General features: G+C 34.3%; 23 protein-coding genes. 13 read left to right on the top strand and 10 right to left on the bottom strand.

Annotation, left to right across the window (positions count from 1 at the left end; genetic code table 11):
• Positions 1-2 precede the first annotated feature (2 nt).
• Positions 3-1,106, top strand: a complete 1,104-nt coding sequence (locus ABZC13_RS08970; protein ID WP_373002597.1) for a tyrosine-type recombinase/integrase — start codon at positions 3-5, stop codon at positions 1,104-1,106.
• 65 nt (positions 1,107-1,171) lie between these two features.
• Positions 1,172-1,459, top strand: coding sequence for a DUF1294 domain-containing protein (locus ABZC13_RS08965; RefSeq protein WP_373002595.1), 288 nt, complete (start codon positions 1,172-1,174; stop codon positions 1,457-1,459).
• Here the strand turns inward: ABZC13_RS08965 and ABZC13_RS08960 are convergent.
• On the bottom strand, positions 1,436-1,762 hold the full coding sequence (locus ABZC13_RS08960) for a hypothetical protein (protein ID WP_373002593.1): 327 nt from the start codon (positions 1,760-1,762) through the stop codon (positions 1,436-1,438). The genes ABZC13_RS08965 and ABZC13_RS08960 overlap by 24 nt on opposite strands.
• 92 nt (positions 1,763-1,854) lie before the next feature.
• On the opposite strand from ABZC13_RS08960, the gene ABZC13_RS08955 reads away from it, so the two are divergent.
• From ABZC13_RS08955 to tmk, 6 genes are all read left to right on the top strand, one after another.
• On the top strand, positions 1,855-2,334 hold the full coding sequence (locus ABZC13_RS08955; protein ID WP_373002591.1) for a peptidylprolyl isomerase: 480 nt from the start codon (positions 1,855-1,857) through the stop codon (positions 2,332-2,334).
• Between the two features lie 29 nt (positions 2,335-2,363).
• Complete coding sequence (locus ABZC13_RS08950) at positions 2,364-3,161, top strand: ribonuclease HI (RefSeq protein ID WP_373002589.1); 798 nt, start codon at positions 2,364-2,366, stop codon at positions 3,159-3,161.
• A gap of 103 nt (positions 3,162-3,264) precedes the next feature.
• A complete protein-coding gene (gene flgA, locus ABZC13_RS08945; RefSeq protein ID WP_373002587.1) occupies positions 3,265-4,134 on the top strand; it encodes a flagellar basal body P-ring formation chaperone FlgA in 870 nt (289 codons plus the stop codon).
• Positions 4,131-4,649 (top strand): UbiX family flavin prenyltransferase, encoded by a 519-nt coding sequence (locus ABZC13_RS08940; protein WP_373002585.1) that lies wholly within the window; start codon positions 4,131-4,133, stop codon positions 4,647-4,649. Before flgA ends, ABZC13_RS08940 begins: the two co-directional genes overlap by 4 nt.
• A 2-nt stretch (positions 4,650-4,651) precedes the next feature.
• A complete protein-coding gene (gene coaD / locus ABZC13_RS08935; protein ID WP_373002583.1) occupies positions 4,652-5,143 on the top strand; it encodes a pantetheine-phosphate adenylyltransferase in 492 nt (163 codons plus the stop codon).
• Entirely contained in the window at positions 5,128-5,700 is a 573-nt protein-coding gene (gene tmk, locus ABZC13_RS08930; RefSeq protein WP_373002581.1) for a dTMP kinase, read from the top strand. Before coaD ends, tmk begins: the two co-directional genes overlap by 16 nt.
• Positions 5,701-5,709: 9 nt before the next feature.
• Here tmk and ABZC13_RS08925 read toward each other — a convergent pair whose 3' ends face one another.
• Positions 5,710-6,387 carry a superoxide dismutase gene (locus ABZC13_RS08925; RefSeq protein ID WP_373002579.1) on the bottom strand — a complete coding sequence of 226 codons (678 nt, stop codon included), beginning with the start codon at positions 6,385-6,387 and terminating at the stop codon, positions 5,710-5,712.
• 235 nt (positions 6,388-6,622) lie between these two features.
• On the opposite strand from ABZC13_RS08925, the gene hisS reads away from it, so the two are divergent.
• The 5 genes from hisS to ABZC13_RS08900 all read left to right on the top strand — a co-directional run bounded on the left by hisS (position 6,623) and on the right by ABZC13_RS08900 (position 13,354).
• Complete coding sequence (hisS, locus tag ABZC13_RS08920) at positions 6,623-7,834, top strand: histidine--tRNA ligase (RefSeq protein WP_373002577.1); 1,212 nt, start codon at positions 6,623-6,625, stop codon at positions 7,832-7,834.
• Positions 7,835-9,562, top strand: coding sequence for a glutamate synthase-related protein (locus ABZC13_RS08915; protein ID WP_373002575.1), 1,728 nt, complete (start codon positions 7,835-7,837; stop codon positions 9,560-9,562). It abuts the gene before it with no gap.
• A gap of 8 nt (positions 9,563-9,570) precedes the next feature.
• Positions 9,571-11,400 (top strand): biosynthetic arginine decarboxylase, encoded by a 1,830-nt coding sequence (speA, locus tag ABZC13_RS08910; protein ID WP_373002573.1) that lies wholly within the window; start codon positions 9,571-9,573, stop codon positions 11,398-11,400.
• A gap of 8 nt (positions 11,401-11,408) precedes the next feature.
• Positions 11,409-12,110 carry a serine O-acetyltransferase gene (cysE, locus tag ABZC13_RS08905; protein ID WP_373002571.1) on the top strand — a complete coding sequence of 234 codons (702 nt, stop codon included), beginning with the start codon at positions 11,409-11,411 and terminating at the stop codon, positions 12,108-12,110.
• A 77-nt stretch (positions 12,111-12,187) separates the two neighbouring features.
• Complete coding sequence (locus ABZC13_RS08900) at positions 12,188-13,354, top strand: pyridoxal phosphate-dependent aminotransferase (RefSeq protein WP_373002569.1); 1,167 nt, start codon at positions 12,188-12,190, stop codon at positions 13,352-13,354.
• 23 nt (positions 13,355-13,377) lie between these two features.
• On the opposite strand, the gene ABZC13_RS08895 is transcribed toward ABZC13_RS08900, so the two are convergent.
• From ABZC13_RS08895 to ABZC13_RS08860, 8 genes are all read right to left on the bottom strand, one after another.
• Positions 13,378-13,581 carry a hypothetical protein gene (locus tag ABZC13_RS08895; RefSeq protein WP_373002567.1) on the bottom strand — a complete coding sequence of 68 codons (204 nt, stop codon included), beginning with the start codon at positions 13,579-13,581 and terminating at the stop codon, positions 13,378-13,380.
• Between the two features lie 19 nt (positions 13,582-13,600).
• Positions 13,601-14,551: a UDP-3-O-(3-hydroxymyristoyl)glucosamine N-acyltransferase gene (gene lpxD / locus ABZC13_RS08890; protein WP_373002565.1), complete on the bottom strand. Its 951-nt coding sequence runs from the start codon at positions 14,549-14,551 to the stop codon at positions 13,601-13,603.
• Between the two features lie 3 nt (positions 14,552-14,554).
• Positions 14,555-15,031 (bottom strand): acetolactate synthase small subunit, encoded by a 477-nt coding sequence (gene ilvN / locus ABZC13_RS08885; RefSeq protein ID WP_373002563.1) that lies wholly within the window; start codon positions 15,029-15,031, stop codon positions 14,555-14,557.
• Positions 15,031-16,725 (bottom strand): acetolactate synthase large subunit, encoded by a 1,695-nt coding sequence (locus tag ABZC13_RS08880; RefSeq protein WP_373002561.1) that lies wholly within the window; start codon positions 16,723-16,725, stop codon positions 15,031-15,033. Before ABZC13_RS08880 ends, ilvN begins: the two co-directional genes overlap by 1 nt.
• Before the next feature lie 89 nt (positions 16,726-16,814).
• Entirely contained in the window at positions 16,815-18,941 is a 2,127-nt protein-coding gene (locus ABZC13_RS08875) for a WD40 repeat domain-containing protein (protein WP_373002559.1), read from the bottom strand.
• A gap of 2 nt (positions 18,942-18,943) precedes the next feature.
• The gene (ilvA, locus tag ABZC13_RS08870) at positions 18,944-20,149 is read right to left on the bottom strand and encodes a threonine ammonia-lyase (protein WP_373002557.1); all 1,206 of its coding nucleotides are present in this window, start codon (positions 20,147-20,149) and stop codon (positions 18,944-18,946) included.
• Between the two features lie 2 nt (positions 20,150-20,151).
• Positions 20,152-20,589, bottom strand: coding sequence for a CoA-binding protein (locus ABZC13_RS08865; RefSeq protein WP_373002555.1), 438 nt, complete (start codon positions 20,587-20,589; stop codon positions 20,152-20,154).
• A gap of 99 nt (positions 20,590-20,688) precedes the next feature.
• Entirely contained in the window at positions 20,689-21,243 is a 555-nt protein-coding gene (locus ABZC13_RS08860) for a YqiA/YcfP family alpha/beta fold hydrolase (RefSeq protein WP_373002553.1), read from the bottom strand.
• Positions 21,244-21,260 lie beyond the last annotated feature (17 nt).

The raw sequence follows: 21,260 nt of genomic DNA, 5'->3' as shown, positions 1-21,260 counted from the left end.
ATATGATTAGTATTGTCAAAAAAAGTACAAGTAAGAATCTGTATGTACAGTTCTACTTAGACGGAAAGTGCGTCCAACGTAGTACCAAACTCGAAGACACACCAACAAACCGTAAGTTCATTAAAAACAGTATTATACCACCCATGACAATCAAAATTTTAAACGGTGAGATAGATACTAAAAAACAAAACAAAGACTTTGATTTCTTTTCTAAGAAGTATCTTGCTTCTAAAGATAAGCTAAAGACTTATGACCAAGTGTCTAATATAGTCTCAAATCAGATTTTACCCATCTTTACTAAAAGAGATGTGACATCTATAAAAAGATATGAGATTAATCATTTTGCTGAGTCTAAGATAGCTAATAAAGTAACTCCAAAGAGGGTTAAGATACTTACGAACACTATAGCAGCTATATTGGATATAGCTATAGAATATGAAGTAATTACAGACAATATTGCTAAAGGTATTAAACTACCTAAACATGTCAAAAAAGACTTAGAACCATTCACTCAAGAAGAGGTTAATTTAATCCTATCAAATGTAGACTTTATTTGGTTTAGAACATTTCTTGCTATTAGTTTTTATACGGGTATTAGAACAGGTGAAGCATTAGCACTTAATTGGAATGATATCAATCTTGATGATGGTTTTATATCTATTACTAAAAGCCTTAGAAATGGTAAGATAGATACACCAAAGACTAAAAGCTCTGTTAGAGATGTACCAATATTTGAACCACTGTATAAAATCTTGAAAGAGTATAGATCTATTAGTAAAAGTATTCCGCTTTTTCTAAACCCTCATACGGGCAACATGTTCTATAAATCAGCGAAGCTTACACAGTTTTGGAAAGAGTTACTTACTAAATGTAACATTCAGTATAGAATATTATATAGTACAAGACATACTTTTATAACTACTATGCTAAAATCCGGTCAATTTAATATGCTTGAAATTGCACAAATGGCTGGTCACTCAAATACTGAGATGATAGTAAGAAATTATGCGAAATTCATCAAAGGTGAACACCTTAAAATAAACCGTAGTTTGAACATCTTTACTGATGATTCTACTGATAGTAGCTCGAAAGAGTCCACAAATTAGAATGACTGTGAGTATCCCCTCTCTGGTACCACACAACCCATAATACCCTACAAATAGGGCTACAGATGATACATATAGACTTCACGCTTAGCTACTTAGAAATATATTTAATATTAATCAACTTAATCACTTTTATGCTCTACTCTTACGATAAAGTACAAGCAGTTAAAAATTTAGATAAAGTACAAAGAGTATCCGAGAAGAAGCTGCTATTTTCTACCCTCATTGGTGGTACACTTGGTTCTATAATCTCTATGCTTATATTTAGACATAAGATTAAGAAAGCATCATTTGTGATAAAGTTTACTATTGTAGCAATAATACAAGTATTAGCAATATTTTTTTACAACTAATGATTTAGCTTTTTCTTCTAAATCATAAAAATCCAATGTATCTATTAATGTTGTAACTTCTGTTTGAAATTTATTCTTTGCTGTCTCAGCTAAACGCGTATACTCATCTATATTGCAATCTTCAACATTTTCCATTTCTTCAATGCAAGAGCTAAGGTCATTTTCTGATTCTTCTAGTAAGCTGACAAAATCGTCTGAACTATGAAAATTTTTCACATCATGCAGTGCTCCACTTCTAGTAGCATTCAGTCTATCGTGTAATGTTTGCTCAAGCTCTTTTAGTAAATCTTGTAATTCTTCCAATTTCTTACCTTTTAAGTAATGTAAAATAGATTTTATCAAAAAGCACTTGAAAATCTTGTGCTATAATCCGATAAAAAGAGAAGGAATATTTTATGGAAATAGCTAAAAACAGACTTGTGTACCTCCAATACACACTACATAATGCTGATGGGGAGCATCTTAATCCAAATGAGGGAGAACTTATCTATCTGCATGGAGGATATGGCCATATATTTCCAGAACTTGAAAATGCTGTCGAGGGCAAGGTGGTTGATGATACTTTTAAAGTAACATTTTCCCCGGAAGAAGCTTTTGGCGAGTATGATGAAGAACTTATTGTAAAAGAACTACTTAGCGATCTTCCAAAAGACATTTACGTTGGGATGGAGCTTGATGGAAGTACCGATGTAGCTCCAGACGAAACTGTAATATTTACAGTCATAGATATCCAGGATGACCATGCTACACTCAATGGAAATCACCCACTTGCTGGAAAAACACTCACTTTCGAAGGGGTTGTCAAGAAGATTCAAGAACTAGAAGAAAATGCAATTAACAAAATTCTCGAACACGGCACTCAACACCTCGACTAAGTCTAAAGAGTAATAACACAAGGAAAAGAATGCAAATAGTTACAGAAATATTATTAAACTTAGGTGTAGATGAAGGCAAGGAGATAAACGAGTCTCAACTTGTTTTACTCGACATCAAAGAAGATGAAACATCTCTATGGAGAGACTTATCAATGAATAAGCAACTCTCAGATGCCAGAGCTGAACTATTTGTTTTACTAAACGGCGTTGAGAACAAAGAGATTCAAGACAAAATCATTTTTAACTACAAAGCTTTGCAAAAGTTCCGAAAAGAAGAGAGTGACAAAGAGATAACAGTTGAAGAGACAAGAGGTGATGTAACAATATATTGTGATGGTGGCTGTACTCCTAACCCAGGTAAAGCAGGTTCTGGAGTAGCCGTTTATAGAAATGACAAACTATCAGAACTTTGGTACGGACTATATGAAGAGATGGGCACGAACAACACAGCCGAACTTGGAGCACTTTATAAATCTCTGCTACTCGCTCAAAAAGAAGCAGAAAATGGAAACACGGTTGAAATTAAATGCGACTCTATGTACTCTATAGACTGCATAAAAACATGGGCCATATCGTGGGAAAAAAAAGGATGGACAAAAAAAGGTGGAGAGATTAAAAACCTAGAAATCATCAAACTCGCATACCATTTATATAATTCCATAAAAAAAGATGTAACACTCTCCCACATAAAAGCGCATGCAGGTTTTGAGGGAAATGAGTTAGCTGATAGAATGACAATGTATACAATTCAAAAAAAATGTCAATCTTTTGTCAAGTATGACAAAGAGATAATTATTGAAGATATTTTGAAGATGAGAGCTGGATAAAATCTTAAAAGAGTTACAACAAAGTATAACTTAGAGTATAGAATATAATAGTACTAGACATACTTTTATTACAACTATGCTAAAATAGACAAAAAGTGTTTATATGCCTACAAAATTTATATTTTTTATCCTACTTTCTGCAATGCTCTATGCAAACAACACCCTAAGAGACACTTATTATATAACTTCTGATGACATCTACATTTCCCACATTATAAAAGATGCTCCAAATAACAAACAAATATATAAAATTGAACTAGGTAAATATACAAAAAGAGTAAAATCAAAAGAGTTAATTGAAATACTTAAAAAGAATGGATACAGGGGATATACTTCCAAAAGCAGGTATATAAAGTTTATAAAGAAAAGTCCAATAGATACTTCCAAAATTGCTTCTTATATTAAGGAATACTATTTGAAAAGTTATGATCAAATAGATATACAGAGTGTTACAGTTGAAACTAGAGGGTACATAACATCCTTACCAAAAGAGTATGCTATTGAAATTAACAATAAGAACTATCTCTCAAGAAGTGGTATTGTAAATATAAAAACTCCAGATAACAAGAAGATATTCTTCAACTATGATATAGTTGCGAATATTTGGATATATCTTTCAAGAAAACAAATCAAAAAAGATGTTGAGCTATCAAGTGTAAACACCCTAAAAAAGAGTATAATTTTAGATAGATTCATGTCAAAACCTATTGAAAATCTAAATGCTAAGAGTCTTCAGGGCAAGCATCATATAAAAGAAGATAAAATTATAACAACAAGAGATGTTGAGATTCTAAGTGTTGTTAAGAAAAACTCTTATATAAATATTAGTCTAAATAACCAAAATATGTCTATTAGCTTTAGTGCGAAAGCTTTACAAAATGGAAAACTTGGTGATACTATAACAGTTCAAAAAGCAAGTGGGAAAAGACTAAAAGTAAGAGTAACAGGTAAAAACAGAGCGGAGATAAGATGAAGATAATTATTGCCACTAGTGGTGCTAGCGGAGTAAACTTGGGATTAAAAACTCTTAAGTTACTTCCAAAAGAGATAGATAAACATTTTATTATGACGAAAAACTCTGAGATTGTTTTAGATAAAGAGAATAATCTGACAACTCATGATAATGAAGATATATCTGCCAGTATTGCATCTGGTTCATTTGGTACAGATTCTATGATAATAGCGCCATGCAGTATGAACACTCTGGCTAAGATCGCCTGTGGCATCTCAGATAACTTAGTTACAAGATGCGCGAGTGTAATGATTAAAGAACAGAAGAAACTTATCATCGCTCCAAGAGAGATGCCTTTTTCTGCCATAGCTTTAGAAAACATGCAAAAGCTTGCTACTTTAGGAGTTATTATAGCTCCCCCTGTAATGGCTTACTACTCAGAGCAGCAGACCCTTGATGAGATGGAAAACTTCATTATAGGCAAGTGGTTTGATCTGCTAGGTATTGAAAACAACTTATATAAAAGATGGGAATAAAATTGAAAAGAATTGCGCTTTACCCCGGTACTTTTGACCCTATTACAAATGGTCACTATGATATTATAGAAAGAGCTTTAGGACTATTTGATGAAGTAATTATTGCAGTTGCTATATCAAGAGATAAAAAGCCTATGTTTACACTTGATGAACGTATAGAGATGACTAACAAAGCAATAGGACATTTAGATAATGTAAGTGTAGTTGGTTTTGACAATCTAACAGTAGAACTTGCAAAAACTCATGGAGCAACTATTCTTATCCGTGGACTTAGAGCAGTAAGTGATTTTGAATATGAGCTGCAACTCGGATATCTAAACAACTCTTTAGATGACTCCATAGAAACTGTTTATCTGATGCCAAAACTAAAACATGCTTTTATCAGTTCATCAAGTGTAAGAAACTTATTAAAGTTCAACGCTAAAACTGAGCATCTACTTCCGAAAGAAGTTCAAGAGATTATAGGGAGTATGGATTCATGTACATTGCAATAGAAGGCATAGATACTGCAGGAAAGAGCACACAGATTCAAAAACTAAAAGACAACTTTCCAGATGCGATCATTACTAAAGAACCAGGTGCAACTGCAATAGGAAAAGAGATAAGAGAGATAGTTCTTAGCGCAAAGGCTCAAAGTAAAAAGGCTGAATTCTTACTTTTTTTAGCTGACCGTGCCGAGCATATAAAAGAAGTAATCGAGCCTAATTTAAACAAAATGATTATCTCTGATAGAAGTGCAGTAAGTGGTGTAGCATACGCTTTGATTCAAGGTGAGATAAGTGAGACAGCTATAGTTCACTTAAATAGATTTGCAACGGGCGGTATATATCCTGAGAAAGTTTTTCTTCTTAAACTTACAAAAGAAGAACTCCAATTCAGACTATCTCAAAAAGAACTGGACGGTATTGAGCTAAGAGGCGCAGAATATCTCTTAAGCATACAAGACGCTATCATAAAAGCTACTGAGCTTCTAAACTTGGAATTAGTAACCATAGATGCTACAAAAAGTAGAGAAGAGATAACTAAAGAGATACTCAAGAATATTGAGTAACTCTTTTATTTAGCTTGTTACTCTGTCTCCATTTTGGAGATCATCAAGTATCTGACAAAAAGGATCGTGTATATCATTACACACTTCTGTCCCTATAAAAACATCATTATCTGTTTTTTCATATGCTTCTCCTGCAAAATCCCAATTAATATGATTCCAAAACTCTTCCAAGTATTTCGGACGTAAGTTTCTGTAATCAATATAATAAGCATGTTCCCAAACATCACATACAAATAATGGTACCAATCCTGAACTTATAGGTGTATGAGCATTTTCGGTCTTCTTGAGCATCAACTGCCCTTTTGGCTCTCGAACCAACCAGATCCAACCTGAACCAAAAAGTGTTGTTCCAGCCTTTATAAACTCTTCTTTTAGAACCTCTAAAGAGCCAAAGTCATTATTGATCTTTGTCAAAAGCTTTCCACCTGGATTTAACTTTAAATCAGTAAGGCTATTCCAATAAAAAGTATGATTAAATACTTGTGCAGAATTATTAAAAATTGCTCCATCAGAATCACGAATAATTGATGAGAGTGACATCTTATCAAACTCAGTTCCTTGAATTAACTCATTCAACTTATTTACATAAGTAGTATGGTGCTTATAATAATGATACTTTATCGTCTCCTCGGAGATAAAAGGCTCAAGGGCATTGTCAGCGAATGGTAATTTTGGTAATTCAATCATAGCTTTTCCTTATCTAATTTAAATATATCACTATTTAACAATTATAAGATTTTTTTATTAAACTGCATTGAATAATATTATTTACTTTTAGATATAAAATAATAATACTGATTTTATATCTAAAAGTACGTTCATTGTTGTAAAAAAACAGCTTCAATAAATCTTATATAAGCAAAAAATGGTATCCTTTCATATTAATAATTATTACGCTAATAGACATAATTCAAGGATACAAATGATTAAATCACTCAGGGGAATGAACGATATTTTAAGTGAAGATTATAAGAGATTTACTCACTTCATTAACACAGCTACAAAGATAGCTCAAAAGTATGGCTATCACTTCATAGAAACTCCTTTGTTGGAAGAAACTGCTCTTTTTAAGCGTTCTGTTGGTGAATCAAGTGATATCGTCGGTAAAGAGATGTATCAGTTTATCGATAAAGGTGAGAATGATGTCTGTCTTCGTCCAGAGGGAACTGCCGGTGTTGTTCGTGCATTTATTCAGAAGAAACTAGACAAAGCCGGAGGAACACACAGATTTTTCTATCATGGTCCAATGTTCCGCTACGAGAGACCACAAAAGGGAAGACTCAGAGAGTTCCATCAATTTGGTGTTGAGAGTTTTGGAGTAGATAGTGTTTATGAAGATGCTACTATGATTATGATGGTTAGTGACATTCTAAAAGCTCTTGGAATCGGGTATAGACTTCAGTTAAACTCTTTAGGTGATAACAACTGTATGCCTGACTATCGAAATCAATTAGTAAAATTTGTAAAAGGGTGTGGAGATGAGATTTGTGAAGATTGTGTTAGACGACTAGACACTAACCCTATCAGAGTACTTGATTGCAAAAATACTTCATGTCAAACTCTTTATGAGGGTGCACCAAAATTAATCAACTGCTTATGCCAAAACTGCGAAGATGATTTCAGTGCTCTGAAAAAGATTTTAGAGGATAATGGCATTGATTATGAAATAGATACAAACCTTGTTCGTGGCCTAGACTATTACTCAAAAACCGCATTTGAATTTGTAAGTGATAATATCGGCTCACAAAGTGCCATCGCTGGTGGTGGTAGATATGACAGACTTGTAGAGTTTCTAGATGGTCGCCCTACTCCAGCTGTTGGTTTTGCTATGGGGATAGAGAGACTTATGGAACTGATAGTAATGCCTGAAGTATCAAGAGATGGATACTATATGGGAGCTATGGACGATGAAGCTGTTAATCTTGTAATCAAACTTACTCAAGATAAAAGAAAAACAGATAAGGCAACTGTTGATTATAAATCTAAAAACTTGCAAAAGCACCTAAAAGCTGCTGATAAAGTGAATGCTAAATTTTGCTGTGTAGTAGGTTCTAATGAACTCAATGATGGTACGATATGGGTAAAAAACCTAGAAGACAAGACAGAAAGAACAATTACTTTAAAGGAGTTTTAAATGGATACACTGCATGCTGTGTGGGCTTTATTTGTAGATTTTATTGAGTTTTTTCTGCTTGCTGGTCTTATTGCCACAATAATGCTCTATGTATATGATAAATATGTACAAAGAAAACATGCCTTACTAATAAACTATCCTGTTATTGGTCGTGCTAGATATCTGTTTGAAGCGTTAAGAGAGCCTCTTCGTCAATACTTTGCAGAAGAAACATTTTATGATTCAAAAGACAAGGTTGACTGGGTATATACGGCAGCAAAAAATAAACCAAATTACAAGTCATTTTCTGTAACTCAGCCATTTTCAGGTTCAAGATTTATTATCAAACACGCTACAAATGTACTTAATGATGATGAAGTTGATGATGACACGTCAGTAGTGTTTGGTAAAGACAGAGAGATTCCATTTGTTTCTCACACACCAATAATTCGCTCTGCGATGAGTGATGGCTCTCTGAGTCCAGAAGCTATAAGAGCATTCTCTATTGCTGGAGTAAATTCTAAGTTAACTATTAATACTGGTGAGGGCTCTTTAACTTCTAATCACCTTTTTACCCACAAACCTGATTTAAATAATGCTAATTATCTTGAAATTGTAAAAAGCAAGCCTCTTGCTGAGTTTCTTTTTAAAATTGGAGATAAGTTCTTCAACAGACCAATAGCTCTTAAATGGTACAGAACTACATTACTACACAAGAAAACTCAAAATACATATATCTATGACACAACCTCTCATGTTTTATTTCGAGTAAACTGGAAAGCACCTATTGAAGCTTTTCCAAAAGAAGTGCCAAACGATATACCAAACACTATTTTTCAAATGAGTTCAGGACTCTATGGTGTAAGAGATGAAGATGGTAATTTTGATGAGTTGAGATACCAAAAAGTAATGAAGTTTTGTCGAATGACAGAAATTAAGATTGCACAAGGGGCAAAGCAAACTGGTGGAAAATTAGCAGCGGCAAAAGTTACTGCTGATATTGCCTACTACAGAGGTGTTCCAGAAGGTCAAAATATATTTTCTCCAAACAGATTTCCTTTTGCAGATTCAACTGAACATCTACTTGATTTTGTAGAAAGATTACAAAAGCTTTCCAAAAAACCTGTTGGCTTTAAAATAGTTATCTCAGATGCAAATTCGGTTGATGAAATGGTTAAAGAGATAGCAAAAAGAAAAGCACAAGGCAAAACAATACCAGACTTCATTACTGTAGACAGCGGAGAAGGTGGAAGTGCAACAGCACCGTTAGAACTGATGGAGTCAGTTGGACTTACAACAAACAACGCTCTTTATGTATTGGATACCATGCTTAAAAAGCATGAAATACGCCAAGATATTAAGATCATTGCCAGCGGGAAAGTATTAACACCTGATGACGCAATTATTACACTATGTATGGGGGCAGATGCTGTCGGCATTGCCAGAGGATTCATGATGAGTGGTGGATGTATTCGAGCACGAATGTGTTCGGGCTTTGGTTCTCACGTTTGTCCTGTTGGATTAGCAACACAAGATAAGAAAAAAAGAGCTTCTTACTTAGTTAAAAAAGAAGGTGAAGAGATAGGTAATTACCATACGAACCTCATAAAAGGAATGAAAATGGTCGCTTCTGTTATGGGTGTTAAAAATATTAATGATGTAAACAAATCACATCTTACATTTAAAAATCAAAATGCTGAAATATACTTTGATATAGATAAATATTTTCATAAAAAACTACACATATAGGTGCAACAATGAACAACTACGGCTTAGACATATGGTCAAACAATAATTTCATAATAGAAAATGGTCAAATAAAGTTAAACTACAAAAGTATGCCGGCTCTATTATCTATAATAGAAAAAATTCGTATAAATAACGTCAAAGGGCCTATTTTACTCAGATTTCCTCACTTAATTAAAAAACAGATCACAACTCTTTACTCTTATTTCGATAAAGCTATAAAACTAAATAACTATAAGGGAAATTTTAATGCTGTTTTTCCTCTTAAGGTAAATCAATACCCTCACGCTGTTAAAGCCATAACAGAGCAAGGCAGAGAGTTTGGCTATGGACTTGAAGCAGGTAGTAAGGCAGAGCTTATACTAGCTATGAGCCAAACAACTCATGGAGCTCCTATAACCGTTAATGGTTTTAAAGATAAAGAGATGATGACACTTGGGTTTATAGCTGCTCAAAGTGGACATAATATTACTCTTACTATTGAAGGTCTTGGTGAACTTGAAACAATTATAGAAGTAGCAAATGAGTGTAATCTTAAAGTTCCAAATATTGGCATTAGAGTAAGACTGCATAGTGCTGGAACAGGAATTTGGGCTAAAAGTGGTGGAATGGATGCTAAGTTTGGCTTAACATCAACAGAAATCATAGAAGCAATGACACTTCTTAGAAATGAAAACATGTTAGAAAATCTTACAATGATTCATTTTCACATTGGCTCACAGATGGAAGATATAGCTCCACTTAAACGTGCGCTTAGAGAAGCTGGAAATATTTATGCTGAACTTAAAAAGATGGGTGCTAATTCGCTTAACAGTATTAATATCGGAGGTGGTTTGGCCGTTGAATATGACCAACATACACATTCTAAATCTCGTAACTACTCAGTTGATGAGTTTTCAAGTTCTGTTGTATTTTTAATTGGTGAAATCATGAATGCTAAAAATGTATCACATCCTGATATCTACACAGAATCAGGTAGATTCATAGTGGCTTCTCATGCTGTGTTGATTACTCCGGTTCTCGAACTATTCACTCAAGATTATCAAGAAAGACTACTAAACTTTAAAGTGGTTAATCCGCCTCTATTGGAAGAGTTAAAGTATCTGTCTAAAAATCTAAATAATAAAAATTCTATTGAGTATTTACACGATGCACTAGATCATATGGAATCTTTACTGACACTGTTTGATTTAGGTTATATAGACCTTCAAGACAGATCAAATGCTGAGATTTTGGTGCACAGTATCATTAAAAAAGCCTTATATCTAACTAATGCATACTCAACAAATGAATTTGAACAACTTCAAGTAAGACTTCAAGAAAGATACTTAATAAATGCATCAATATTTCAAAGTTTGCCAGATTACTGGGGCTTAGATCAGCATTTTCCGGTAATGCCGCTTCATCATTTAGATGTTGTTCCGCTAAGAGCGGCTTCACTGTGGGATATCACATGCGACAGCGATGGAGAAATAGGTTTTAATCCTGACAAACCACTGTACCTGCATGATGTAAACTTGGATGAAGAAGAATACTTTTTAGGATTTTTTAATGTTGGTGCTTATCAAGAAACATTAGGGATGAATCACAATCTTTTCACCCATCCAAATGAATATACTATAGAAATTGATGATTCTTCATATATTATTAAAAATGAGGTAGAATCAAAAAATATTTTAGATATTCTAGAGTCAATCGGGTACAATAAAAGTGATATTTTAAACAAACTTAAACATGATTTGAAAATCAGTGATTTTATCACAGAAAAAGAAAAACATGATACACTTGCAAAACTTGAAACTTTTGTAGAACAAAATGGTTATTTACGAACAACAAATTAAGGGTTAATATGGGACTTTATACTGATATAAAAGAAGACTTTTCAAATGCTTATAAGAATGACCCTGCCCTAAACTCAAAACTAGATTTTATCTTTAATTATCCTGGAGTTTGGGCAATTGCTTGGTATAGAGTAGCACATAGACTTCATAATGCCAATTGCAAAAGACTTGCAAGAATTATTATGGGTTTCAATCAAATGGTTACTACTATAGATATTCACCCAGCTGCAACTATTGGAAAAAGAGTATTTATAGATCATGGGGTTGGCGTTGTTATCGGGGAAACAGCTATCATAGAAGATGATGTACTAATATATCAAGGTGTAACTCTAGGCGGTGTATCTTTAACTCATGGTAAACGTCATCCAACTATTAAACAAGGTGCAGTTATCGGTGCAGGTGCTAAAGTACTTGGTAATATCACTATTGGTGAGTATGCTAAGATTGGTGCTAATTCTGTTGTTGTTAAAGAAGTTCCAGATTGCTCAACTGCCATAGGTATTCCTGCGCATGTAATTGAAAAAGGAAGATGTAAAGATCCATTTATGCATAATATGCTTCCAGATATCAACAAAGAAATGTTTGAGTACCTACTTAAAAGGGTCGCAGTTTTAGAACACATATTAGTTGAAGACAACAAAAATGTACTTGAAGAAGATTTAGAACTAGAACACATCTATGAATCTTTTATTAAAGCTATGAAGAGTTAAACCCTAAAACTACTTGTATAAACTAATATATACTATTTTTTTAGTATAATGTCACCAATATTTTATTGGAGGCTTTTATGCTAACTGACCGCGTTAACACACTATCTGAATCTATTACAATTGCTATTACAACTTTGGCACAGGAATTAAAAGCAGAAGGAAAAGATATCCTAAGTTTTTCTGCAGGAGAGCCTGACTTTAATACACCTCAGGTAATTAAAGATGCTGCTATTGAAGCAGTAAATGAGGGCTTTACAAAATATACTGCTGTTGATGGGATCATTGAATTAAGAGAAGCTATTGCTGCAAAACTAAAAAGAGATAATAACTTAACTTATGCTCCAAACCAAATTATGGTAAACAATGGTGCTAAGCACTCTCTTTTTAATCTTTTTTCAGTAACTATTCAAGATGGTGCTGAAGTTATTATTCCTGCTCCATACTGGGTTACTTATCCTGAGTTAGTTAATTACTGTGGTGGTACAGTAGTTGAAATTGAAACTTTTGATGAGACTTCTTTTAAAATAACTCCTGAGCAATTAAAAGCTGCAATCACACCTAAGACGAGAATGCTTATCCTGACTACCCCGTCAAACCCTACAGGTTCTATCTATACAAAAGAAGAACTAATTGAACTAGGAAAAGTTTTAGAAGGAACTGATATTATCGTAGCTTCTGATGAGATGTATGAAAAACTCACTTATGAGGGTTCATTTACTTCTTGCGCAGCTGTTAGTGAGGATATGTACAAAAGAACCGTTACTATTAACGGTCTAAGCAAATCAGTAGCAATGACTGGCTGGAGATTTGGTTATATGGCAGCTGCAGATACAGATCTTATCAAAGCAACTAAAAAACTACAGAGTCAAAGTACTTCAAACATCAATACAATCACCCAAAAAGCCGCAATAGCCGGCTTGGACGGTAGAGCTGATGCTGATATAGAGATGATGAGAAAAGCGTTTATAGAGCGTAGAGATGAAGCCGTTAAGCTTATAAATGAAATAGATGGCTTAAGTGCTGTAAAGCCTGATGGAGCATTCTATTTATTTGTAAATATTAAAGAAGTGAGTTCTGATTCACTTACATTCGCAAAAGAGTTATTAGATAAAAAACTTGTTGCTGTAGTCCCAGGCGTTGCTTTTGGTAGTGAAGGCTACTTCAGAATGAGTTTTGCAACAGATATCGATACTATTCGTACTGGTATTGCTAGAATTGCTGAATTTGTAGGTGATTTAAAATAATTAGATTTTAAAGTAGGTTTATCCTACTTTAAAGCTTGTAACGCTTCTATAACTTCATCCAAGTTATCCAGAGGAAGATGGACTTTCCACTCAGGAGCATCTACGTTTCCGGATAAAGAAATACCGATACTAGCCACTGTACCGCTATCTTTTCCATACGGCTCTTCTAGCTTAGCAATCGAAATAACACCTTTTTTAGTTCCACTTAATGCAATCGTTGTTGACATTATATATTCCTTTTATTAGTTATTTCAATAGTCTAGCTATTTTAACCTGAAGTTTCAACCATAACTTGTGATCCATCAGAGGGAAACCAGCAAAAGTTAAGCCGCTCTCAGTAATATTCTTTGTAATACCACTTCTTGCAGCAAATGTAGAAAATGGTGCTATCTCCAAGTGTCCTGCAAATGCAGACTGTCCACCAACTACAACATTACGTCCTAGTTTAGTTGAACCGGCACTACCTGATTGTGCAACAAATACTGAATATTCGCCTATTTCACAGTTATGACCTATTTGAACAAGGTTATCGATGCGAACACCTTTTTTAATAAGAGTCGATCCAAATACAGCACGATCAACACTTACGTTACTTCCTATTTCTACATCATCTTCTATGACTACGTTTCCATTTTGGTATATCTTTTTGTGTTCGCCTTGTGCATTTGTAGCAAAACCAAAACCATCAGCACCTATAGCCGTGTTTGCATGTATCATACAATCACTACCAACGACACAGTCTCTGTAGATTGTTACATTTGGATAAATTACAGTGTTGTCACCTATAACAGCCTCAGCACCAATATAAACATGAGCCAAAATTGTACAGTTCTTGCCAATTTTAGCACCATTTGCTATTTCAGCTTTCTGAGAAACTTTACTACCTTCGCCAATCTCAGCAAGTGGAAGTTTATCATCTTCAATGAGAGGTGCAAAATGTTGCGAGAGAATAGCCATTGACCAGTAAGAATTTTCTACAACTAAAGCAACACATCCTGAAGGAACGTGTTCCACTAGCGATGCAGGAACAATTACAGCAGCAGCTTCTGTAGTTTGTATATCTTTTATATATTTAGAATTAGCAACAAAAGAGACTTCCGTAGAAGTAGCATCTTTTAGTGCATTCATACCAGTTATTTCTATATCATTAGAGTCAAATTCAGTCTCTAATATTAATGCTATAGAACTAAGAGTCATAACTTATCTTTCTAGTGCTACAGCACCACTTCTAACTATTTCTTTAGGATTATATCTCTTAATAATCTTTAAAAAGTTTTCAACACGTTTCGGTTCATCTGCGACCATCGCAATAATTATATTTTCACCAACATTTACAATCTTTCCATTATAGGCTTCACACAGAGTATTGATATCTGTAATATTTTCAGTTACAGGAAATTTTATCATTGCCATCTCTTTTTCAACTAGATCAGCATGCTCATAAACTCTATAAACCGGAATAAGTTTATGAAGTTGTTTAGTAATCTGCTCAATAACTCTAACTGACCCAGAAGTTACGATTGTCAATCTTGAGTATTTACTCTCAGGAATAGGAGCAACTGTCAATGAAGTTATATTATAACCTCTAGCAGAGAAAAGATCCGTAATACGGGATAAAACACTAGACTCATTAACAACAATAACTGAAATAACTCTTCTTTCACTAATCTCAGTCATCACTTCTCCTTTTTCTCTAATAACATCATGTTAAACAGTGATCCGCCTGCAGGAACCATTGGCATAACATTTTCAAGTCTCTCAACAACAACATCTATAAATGCGACAATATCTTTCTCTACTGCATCTTTTAAAGCTGCATCAAATTCTTCTTTAGTAGTAACTCTGTATCCTATACCGCCAAATGCCTCTGCTAGCTTTACAAAATCAGGCTGAACACTCAAATCTGTTTCACTATGACGTTTATCATAAAAAAGTGTTTGCCACTGACGAACCATTCCAAGATAATTGTTATTTAAAATAATATTGACAACCGGTAATTTTTTCTCAACTGCTGTCATTAATTCTTGACAATTCATCAAAATAGATCCATCACCTGTAAAGTTAATACTAGTTTTTTCAGGAGATGCTGCTTTAACACCCATTGCTGCAGGAAAACCAAATCCCATAGTACCAAGTCCACCAGAGCTTATGAATTGTCTTGGACGACTAAATGGATAGAACTGTGCACTCCACATCTGGTGCTGTCCAACATCAGTAGAGATGTTTGCATCATCTCCAAGTAGTTCACCAACTCGCTCAACTACCCATTGAGGTTTAATTCTATCTGTATCTTCATGATATGTTAAAGGATGAAGCTCATTAAAGTTCTTAATGGTATCTCTCCAACCCTCATACTTAGCCGCATTTATCTTTGAAGCTGATTCCAGCATCTCAATAACAACATTTTTAACATCGCCGACAATTGGGTAATCAGCATTAACAAGCTTAGAGATAGATGCCGGATCTATATCTACATGTATAACTCCAGCATTTTTAGCGAACTCTGAAAGCTTACCTGTAACACGATCATCAAATCTTGCACCAAGACCTATAACTAGATCTGTTTCGCTCATGGCCATATTTGCAGCATAAGAACCATGCATACCAAGCATAGAGATTAGTAGTTCATCGTCGTGGCTAAGTGTTCCTCTTGCCATAAATGTCTCAACAGCAGGAATCCCGGTACGCTTTACTAAATCCCTAACCTCATAAGCAGCATTTGCATTGATGATACCGCCACCAAGATAAAAAAGTGGTCTCTTTGCCTTTGCAATAGCTTCCATAGCTTTTTTAATCTGACGCGGGTTGCCTTTTACATGAGGTTTGTAAGTCTCTAAATCAACTTCAACAGAGTAATCAAACTCTGCAATCTCTGCTGTAACATCTTTTGGAATATCAACATGGACTGGACCGGGACGACCAGTAGCTGCTATATGAAATGCTTCTTTTAGTACACGAGGCAAATCGCTTGCATTAGTCACTAGATAGTTATGTTTGGTACATGAACGACTTATTCCAACTGCGTCTATCTCTTGAAATGCATCTGTACCGATAAGACTCATAGGAACCTGCCCGCTAATTACAACTAGTGGAATAGAATCCATATAAGCATCTGCCAAACCAGTTACTGCATTTGTAAACCCTGGACCACTAGTAATCATGGCAACGCCAACCTTACCGCTAGCCTTTGAGTAACCTTCTGCAGCGTGTACTGCAGCCTGTTCATGTCTTGTCAAAATATGTTGAAAGTTATCTTGTTTATAAATCTCGTCGTAGACATTCATAATCGCTCCACCAGGGTAGCCAAATACTGTATCTACTCCCTCCGCGATTAAAGCTTCAATGACCATCTGTGCGCCACTAATCTGCATAAAAGTCTCCTCTAATAAAAAATTCGCCAATTATACAAAAAGGGAGCTATATTAGAGGTTAAATGGAGTGAGATTTTAAGAGATTAAACCTAATCTAAGATAGACTTCACAATCATAGATGCTCTCCACATGCTTATAGAGCCCTTAGTCTGGAGATCAAGAGTAAGCTTTGTACGTGGATATTTTTGCTTGAAAATATGAAAGAAACTCTCTATTTGTTCTTGCAATCCGAAGTATAAAATGTAGTTTTTTATTCCGTTTTCAATAACAGCTTGATCTTTTTTACTCTCTACGGCATGTTCTAATTGAGCCATATAGCACCAACCATATATATTTGCCAAAGCATTATTTTTAGAGCTAATCTTCATATATTTTTTCAAAACTTCATTTAACTTTTTAACATTACCCTCAAGTGCATACTCATTTGCCTTTAGAAGATCATCATTCCATTCTTTTTGCAACATTTTTCCATCTTCAGATTCCTGTAGTTCATCATCAATTGATAAAAGGTTATACGCGGCAGATGAGTCACCATCTTCAATAGCATTGTAAAATTTTTGCTTGTTTTCTATATCTCTCATTAACGCTTTTACTTCTTCAGTAAAATCACTAAAATCAACTAATACTCTAAGGATTTTTATTGCAGAATGAGTATCTCCTACCTGAAGTAGTTTTTGACTATTGATATAAAGAGAATCTGCATAGCTGATTAGTGCTTCATAATCAGAAAATTCTTTCAAAAATGGATGTTGTTTAATAAGCTCAAATGCTATTATAAAATCTTTTTGACCAATTGCTATTCTAAAACGTTTATATACTTCACTTTTTGTTAAGAGCTCTTGTATAAGTTTTGTTTTTTGTGTTATCCCTCTATATGGAGCTAATATTTCACGTGCTATATCTGCACCTTTAGGGTCTATAGCTTGTTTTTGTGCTGCAGCAAATGCTTTTTTCCAAGCAGCTTCAAGAGTTTTATAAACTTTTGAGTCCTTATACATTGGATGCTTTAGGGCCAAAGAATAAGCAAGCGCAAGTTTACCCTGCTTTGCAAGCATAGCAAATCTGTCAAACTCTTCATACTCAAGCATAACTTTTTGCATAATAGAGTTTTTCGAAGGTATATTTTTAAAATGTTTAAAAAGATTTATAGCTGTCTGCTTATCACCTGCCTCTAATGAAAGCTTTGCTTTTTTCAAAGTTGTATCCCATAAGTTTATAACAAGCTGATAGATCTTTGTATATGCTAAAAGTGGGTTTTGCTCAACATATCTTTGAATAGCTTCGTAATCTTTTACTTTTAGTTGTTCTTTTATATAGTCTACACCTTCGTAGATACTATAAAAAAGAAGGTCACCACTTTGAGTTCCAACAATCAGGTGATTACTGTTTTTATCAAAGCTCAAGGCAGTAATAGGTGATGTAAGTTTAATATATTTTTTTGATAGAATCTTATAGCTCTCAAGCTCATAAACTAAGATATATCCTAATTGCGTTCCTAAAAATAAAAACTTTCCATCTCGATCTGTTGTAATATGCAGTACATCATCATGGATGCCTTCAAGTCTTGTAATCACTTTACCACTGTAGTAGTCCCAAATTATTGCACTACTTTTTTTATCAATACTAACAAGTCTATGTTCACTTAAAAAATGAACTTTCATAACAGGGTTTGCATGTGCTACAAGTCTATGCTTTCTAGCCATCATTGTCATATTAAATATTTGAACTTTTTTATCGTAACTAGCAGTGGCTACCCACTGTCCATTTTCACTAAATGCTATATCATTTACTGTATCAACGTGAACTGGAAGAGTGAAGGCAATTTTTTTATTTCCCATATCAGTGGCGTAAGTCTTTCCATCATCACCACCTGTGAACATATATTTATTCTTAGGCTCAATAGCAACACAGCTAACTTCACCGTGATGTCTATCTATTTTTGTGAGAACTTTTTTGCTTTTAGTATCAAAAAGAAGAGCTTCGCTGCAACTTTCATTTAATACCACGAACTTACTTGCATCACTGCTAAAGTCAACGACATGATTTTTAAATCTAAGGTGAGATATACCTCCCTTAAACCCAGAAATTGTACTAAGAGTATTTAAGTCTAAAAACCGAACTACAGTCTTAGAATCAACAACTAAAAGTTTACCATCATCAAGAATCTTAATCTTAATAATAGCCTCTTTAAAATTCATTTCTTTTGTTGCTTGCATAATCAATAATCTCTAAGATACCCTTCATTTTTTAAAACATCTTTAATCTCTTGTTGATGTGCCTCGCCTTTTGTTTCCATATGTACAGTCACGTTAGCATCACCATAATCTAGGGAGATTGAAGTTCTATCATAAGCAATATGTACAATATTTGCATTTAGCTCTTTAAGCAACTCTGTAAATCTCATCAATGAACCTGGTTTATCTATTAATGTAACTGTTACTTTCATTTTTCTGCCAGATTTCAAAAGACCTTTTTCAATAATGACAGAAAGTAGAGTTACATCCATATTTCCGCCACTAAGAACTAATGCTACTTTTTTACCTCTAAGATGATCTAGTTTTCTGTGAAGCATTGCGGCTACAGAAGCAGCTCCTGCACCTTCAACAACAAGTTTTTGCTTCTCTAGTAAAAATAAAATTGCACTTGCTATCTCTTCATCATCAACACTCACAAAAGTATCTACATTATCAAGAGCATACTTGAGTGTTATTTCAGATGTATCACGAACAGCTATACCATCCGCAATAGTTCTAACACTTAGGCTGTCAACAGGTTTTTTAAGCTCATATGAATTCTTAAAAGCTGGAGCACCTTTTGCACTTACCCCGATTACTTCTATGTCTGGATTGATACTTTTAATAGCCGTTGCCATACCTGCGATAAGACCACCGCCACCTACTGGAATAACTACAGCGTCTAAATCATTGCAACTATCTAATATATCAAGAGCTAAAGTACCTTGACCAGCCATGACCTCTTCATCTTCAAACGGATGAACAAAAGTTAAAGAGTTATTTTCTCCATATGCAAGTGCATAAGCATATGCTTCATCATAATTTGCACCTGCCAAGATAACTTCTGCACCGTAGTACTTAACACCATCAATTTTAGTAAGTGGTGTTGACTCAGGCATTACGATTACTGCACGTATTTTAAATTTTGAAGCGGATAAAGCGACTCCTTGAGCGTGATTCCCGGCACTTGCCGCTACTACACCGCAGGCTCTTTGAGCTTCTGTAAGAGAAGCTATTTTATTGTAAGCACCTCTTATTTTAAAAGCACCTGTTACTTGAAGATTCTCTTTTTTAAGATAAACCTCACTCGATGACATCTCACTTAAGTATGGTGCGTATGCAAAAGGTGTCTCAACAATAACATCTTTTATGCGTTCTCTTGCTTCGTAAATTTTATTTATATTTAACAATATTATTGACCTTCATTTAGTGCTGCATGTTCTATCATCGTACACATGTTTTGTACGGCTTTCATCCCAGCATCTTTGGCTTTTTGTGCTGCAGCATTATTTACTATCTCTTTTTGAGCCCAAAAAACCTTTACATCACCTCTGGCTATACATGCGTCTGCTACAGCATCTAGAGCTTTAGCTGCTCTGAATATATCTACCATATCGACAGGAAATGGGATTTCGGCAAGTGACCTGTATACTTTTTCACCTAAGATAGTAACTTCTTTAGGATATACAGGAACTATTTTAAAGCCCTCTTCTTGCAAGTATTTAGCGACTCTATGACTTGGCTTTTCCGGATCTGGGGACAAACCTAAAACAGCGATAGTATTAACCTCTTGAAAAATTTCTTTTATCTCTTGTTTGTTTGAATTAACTGAAGGAAATTCACATTCCATATCTTATCCTTTATCATAATTATTAATATATTAAAATAGTAGTGTACTTTTGAAGAGATTATATCGAAAATTCATAAAGTAATTTATAAATCATACTTATCAAAGCCCGAAAAAACTTCTTATATCATCAAAGTATCTATCAATTCCAACAAAGCTATGATTACCACTATCCTCTGCATATATATTGGCATCTGGAAGTTTAGCCACTGCTTCTTTATAGTCAAGAAGCTCATCACCTTTTTGAACCAAAAGCATAAAGTCACTCTGGTTTTGTACTTTTGTTTCATACTTTTTTAGCATCTCAATATGAGATTTTGTCCACGTAAAACTACTGTCATCATAAAAACTTGGAGCACTGCCTAGCACTTGTTTAAGTGTCACATATGGGTGTATTGAGGGGTTTATAAGAACTGCTTTTAAATTATACTTATTAGCTAAATAGATAGAGTAGAAACCACCAAGAGAAGAGCCGATAAGCTTTACATCTCTGCCATATGACTCAATTAGTTCTTCTAAAGTTTTTATAGTCAAGTCTGGAACATAAGATAAAGATGGAGCAATATAGCTATCACCTTGATTTTTAAAATACTCTCTAAAAGCTCTGGCTTTAACACCTTCTCCACTTCCACTAAAGCCATGAATATAAATAATCATTATCTACTCCTTGCATC

It is taken from the genome of Sulfurimonas sp., from assembly GCF_041563035.1.
Lineage (GTDB): Bacteria > Campylobacterota > Campylobacteria > Campylobacterales > Sulfurimonadaceae > Sulfurimonas.
This window is presented reverse-complemented; position numbering and strand designations above follow the sequence as displayed.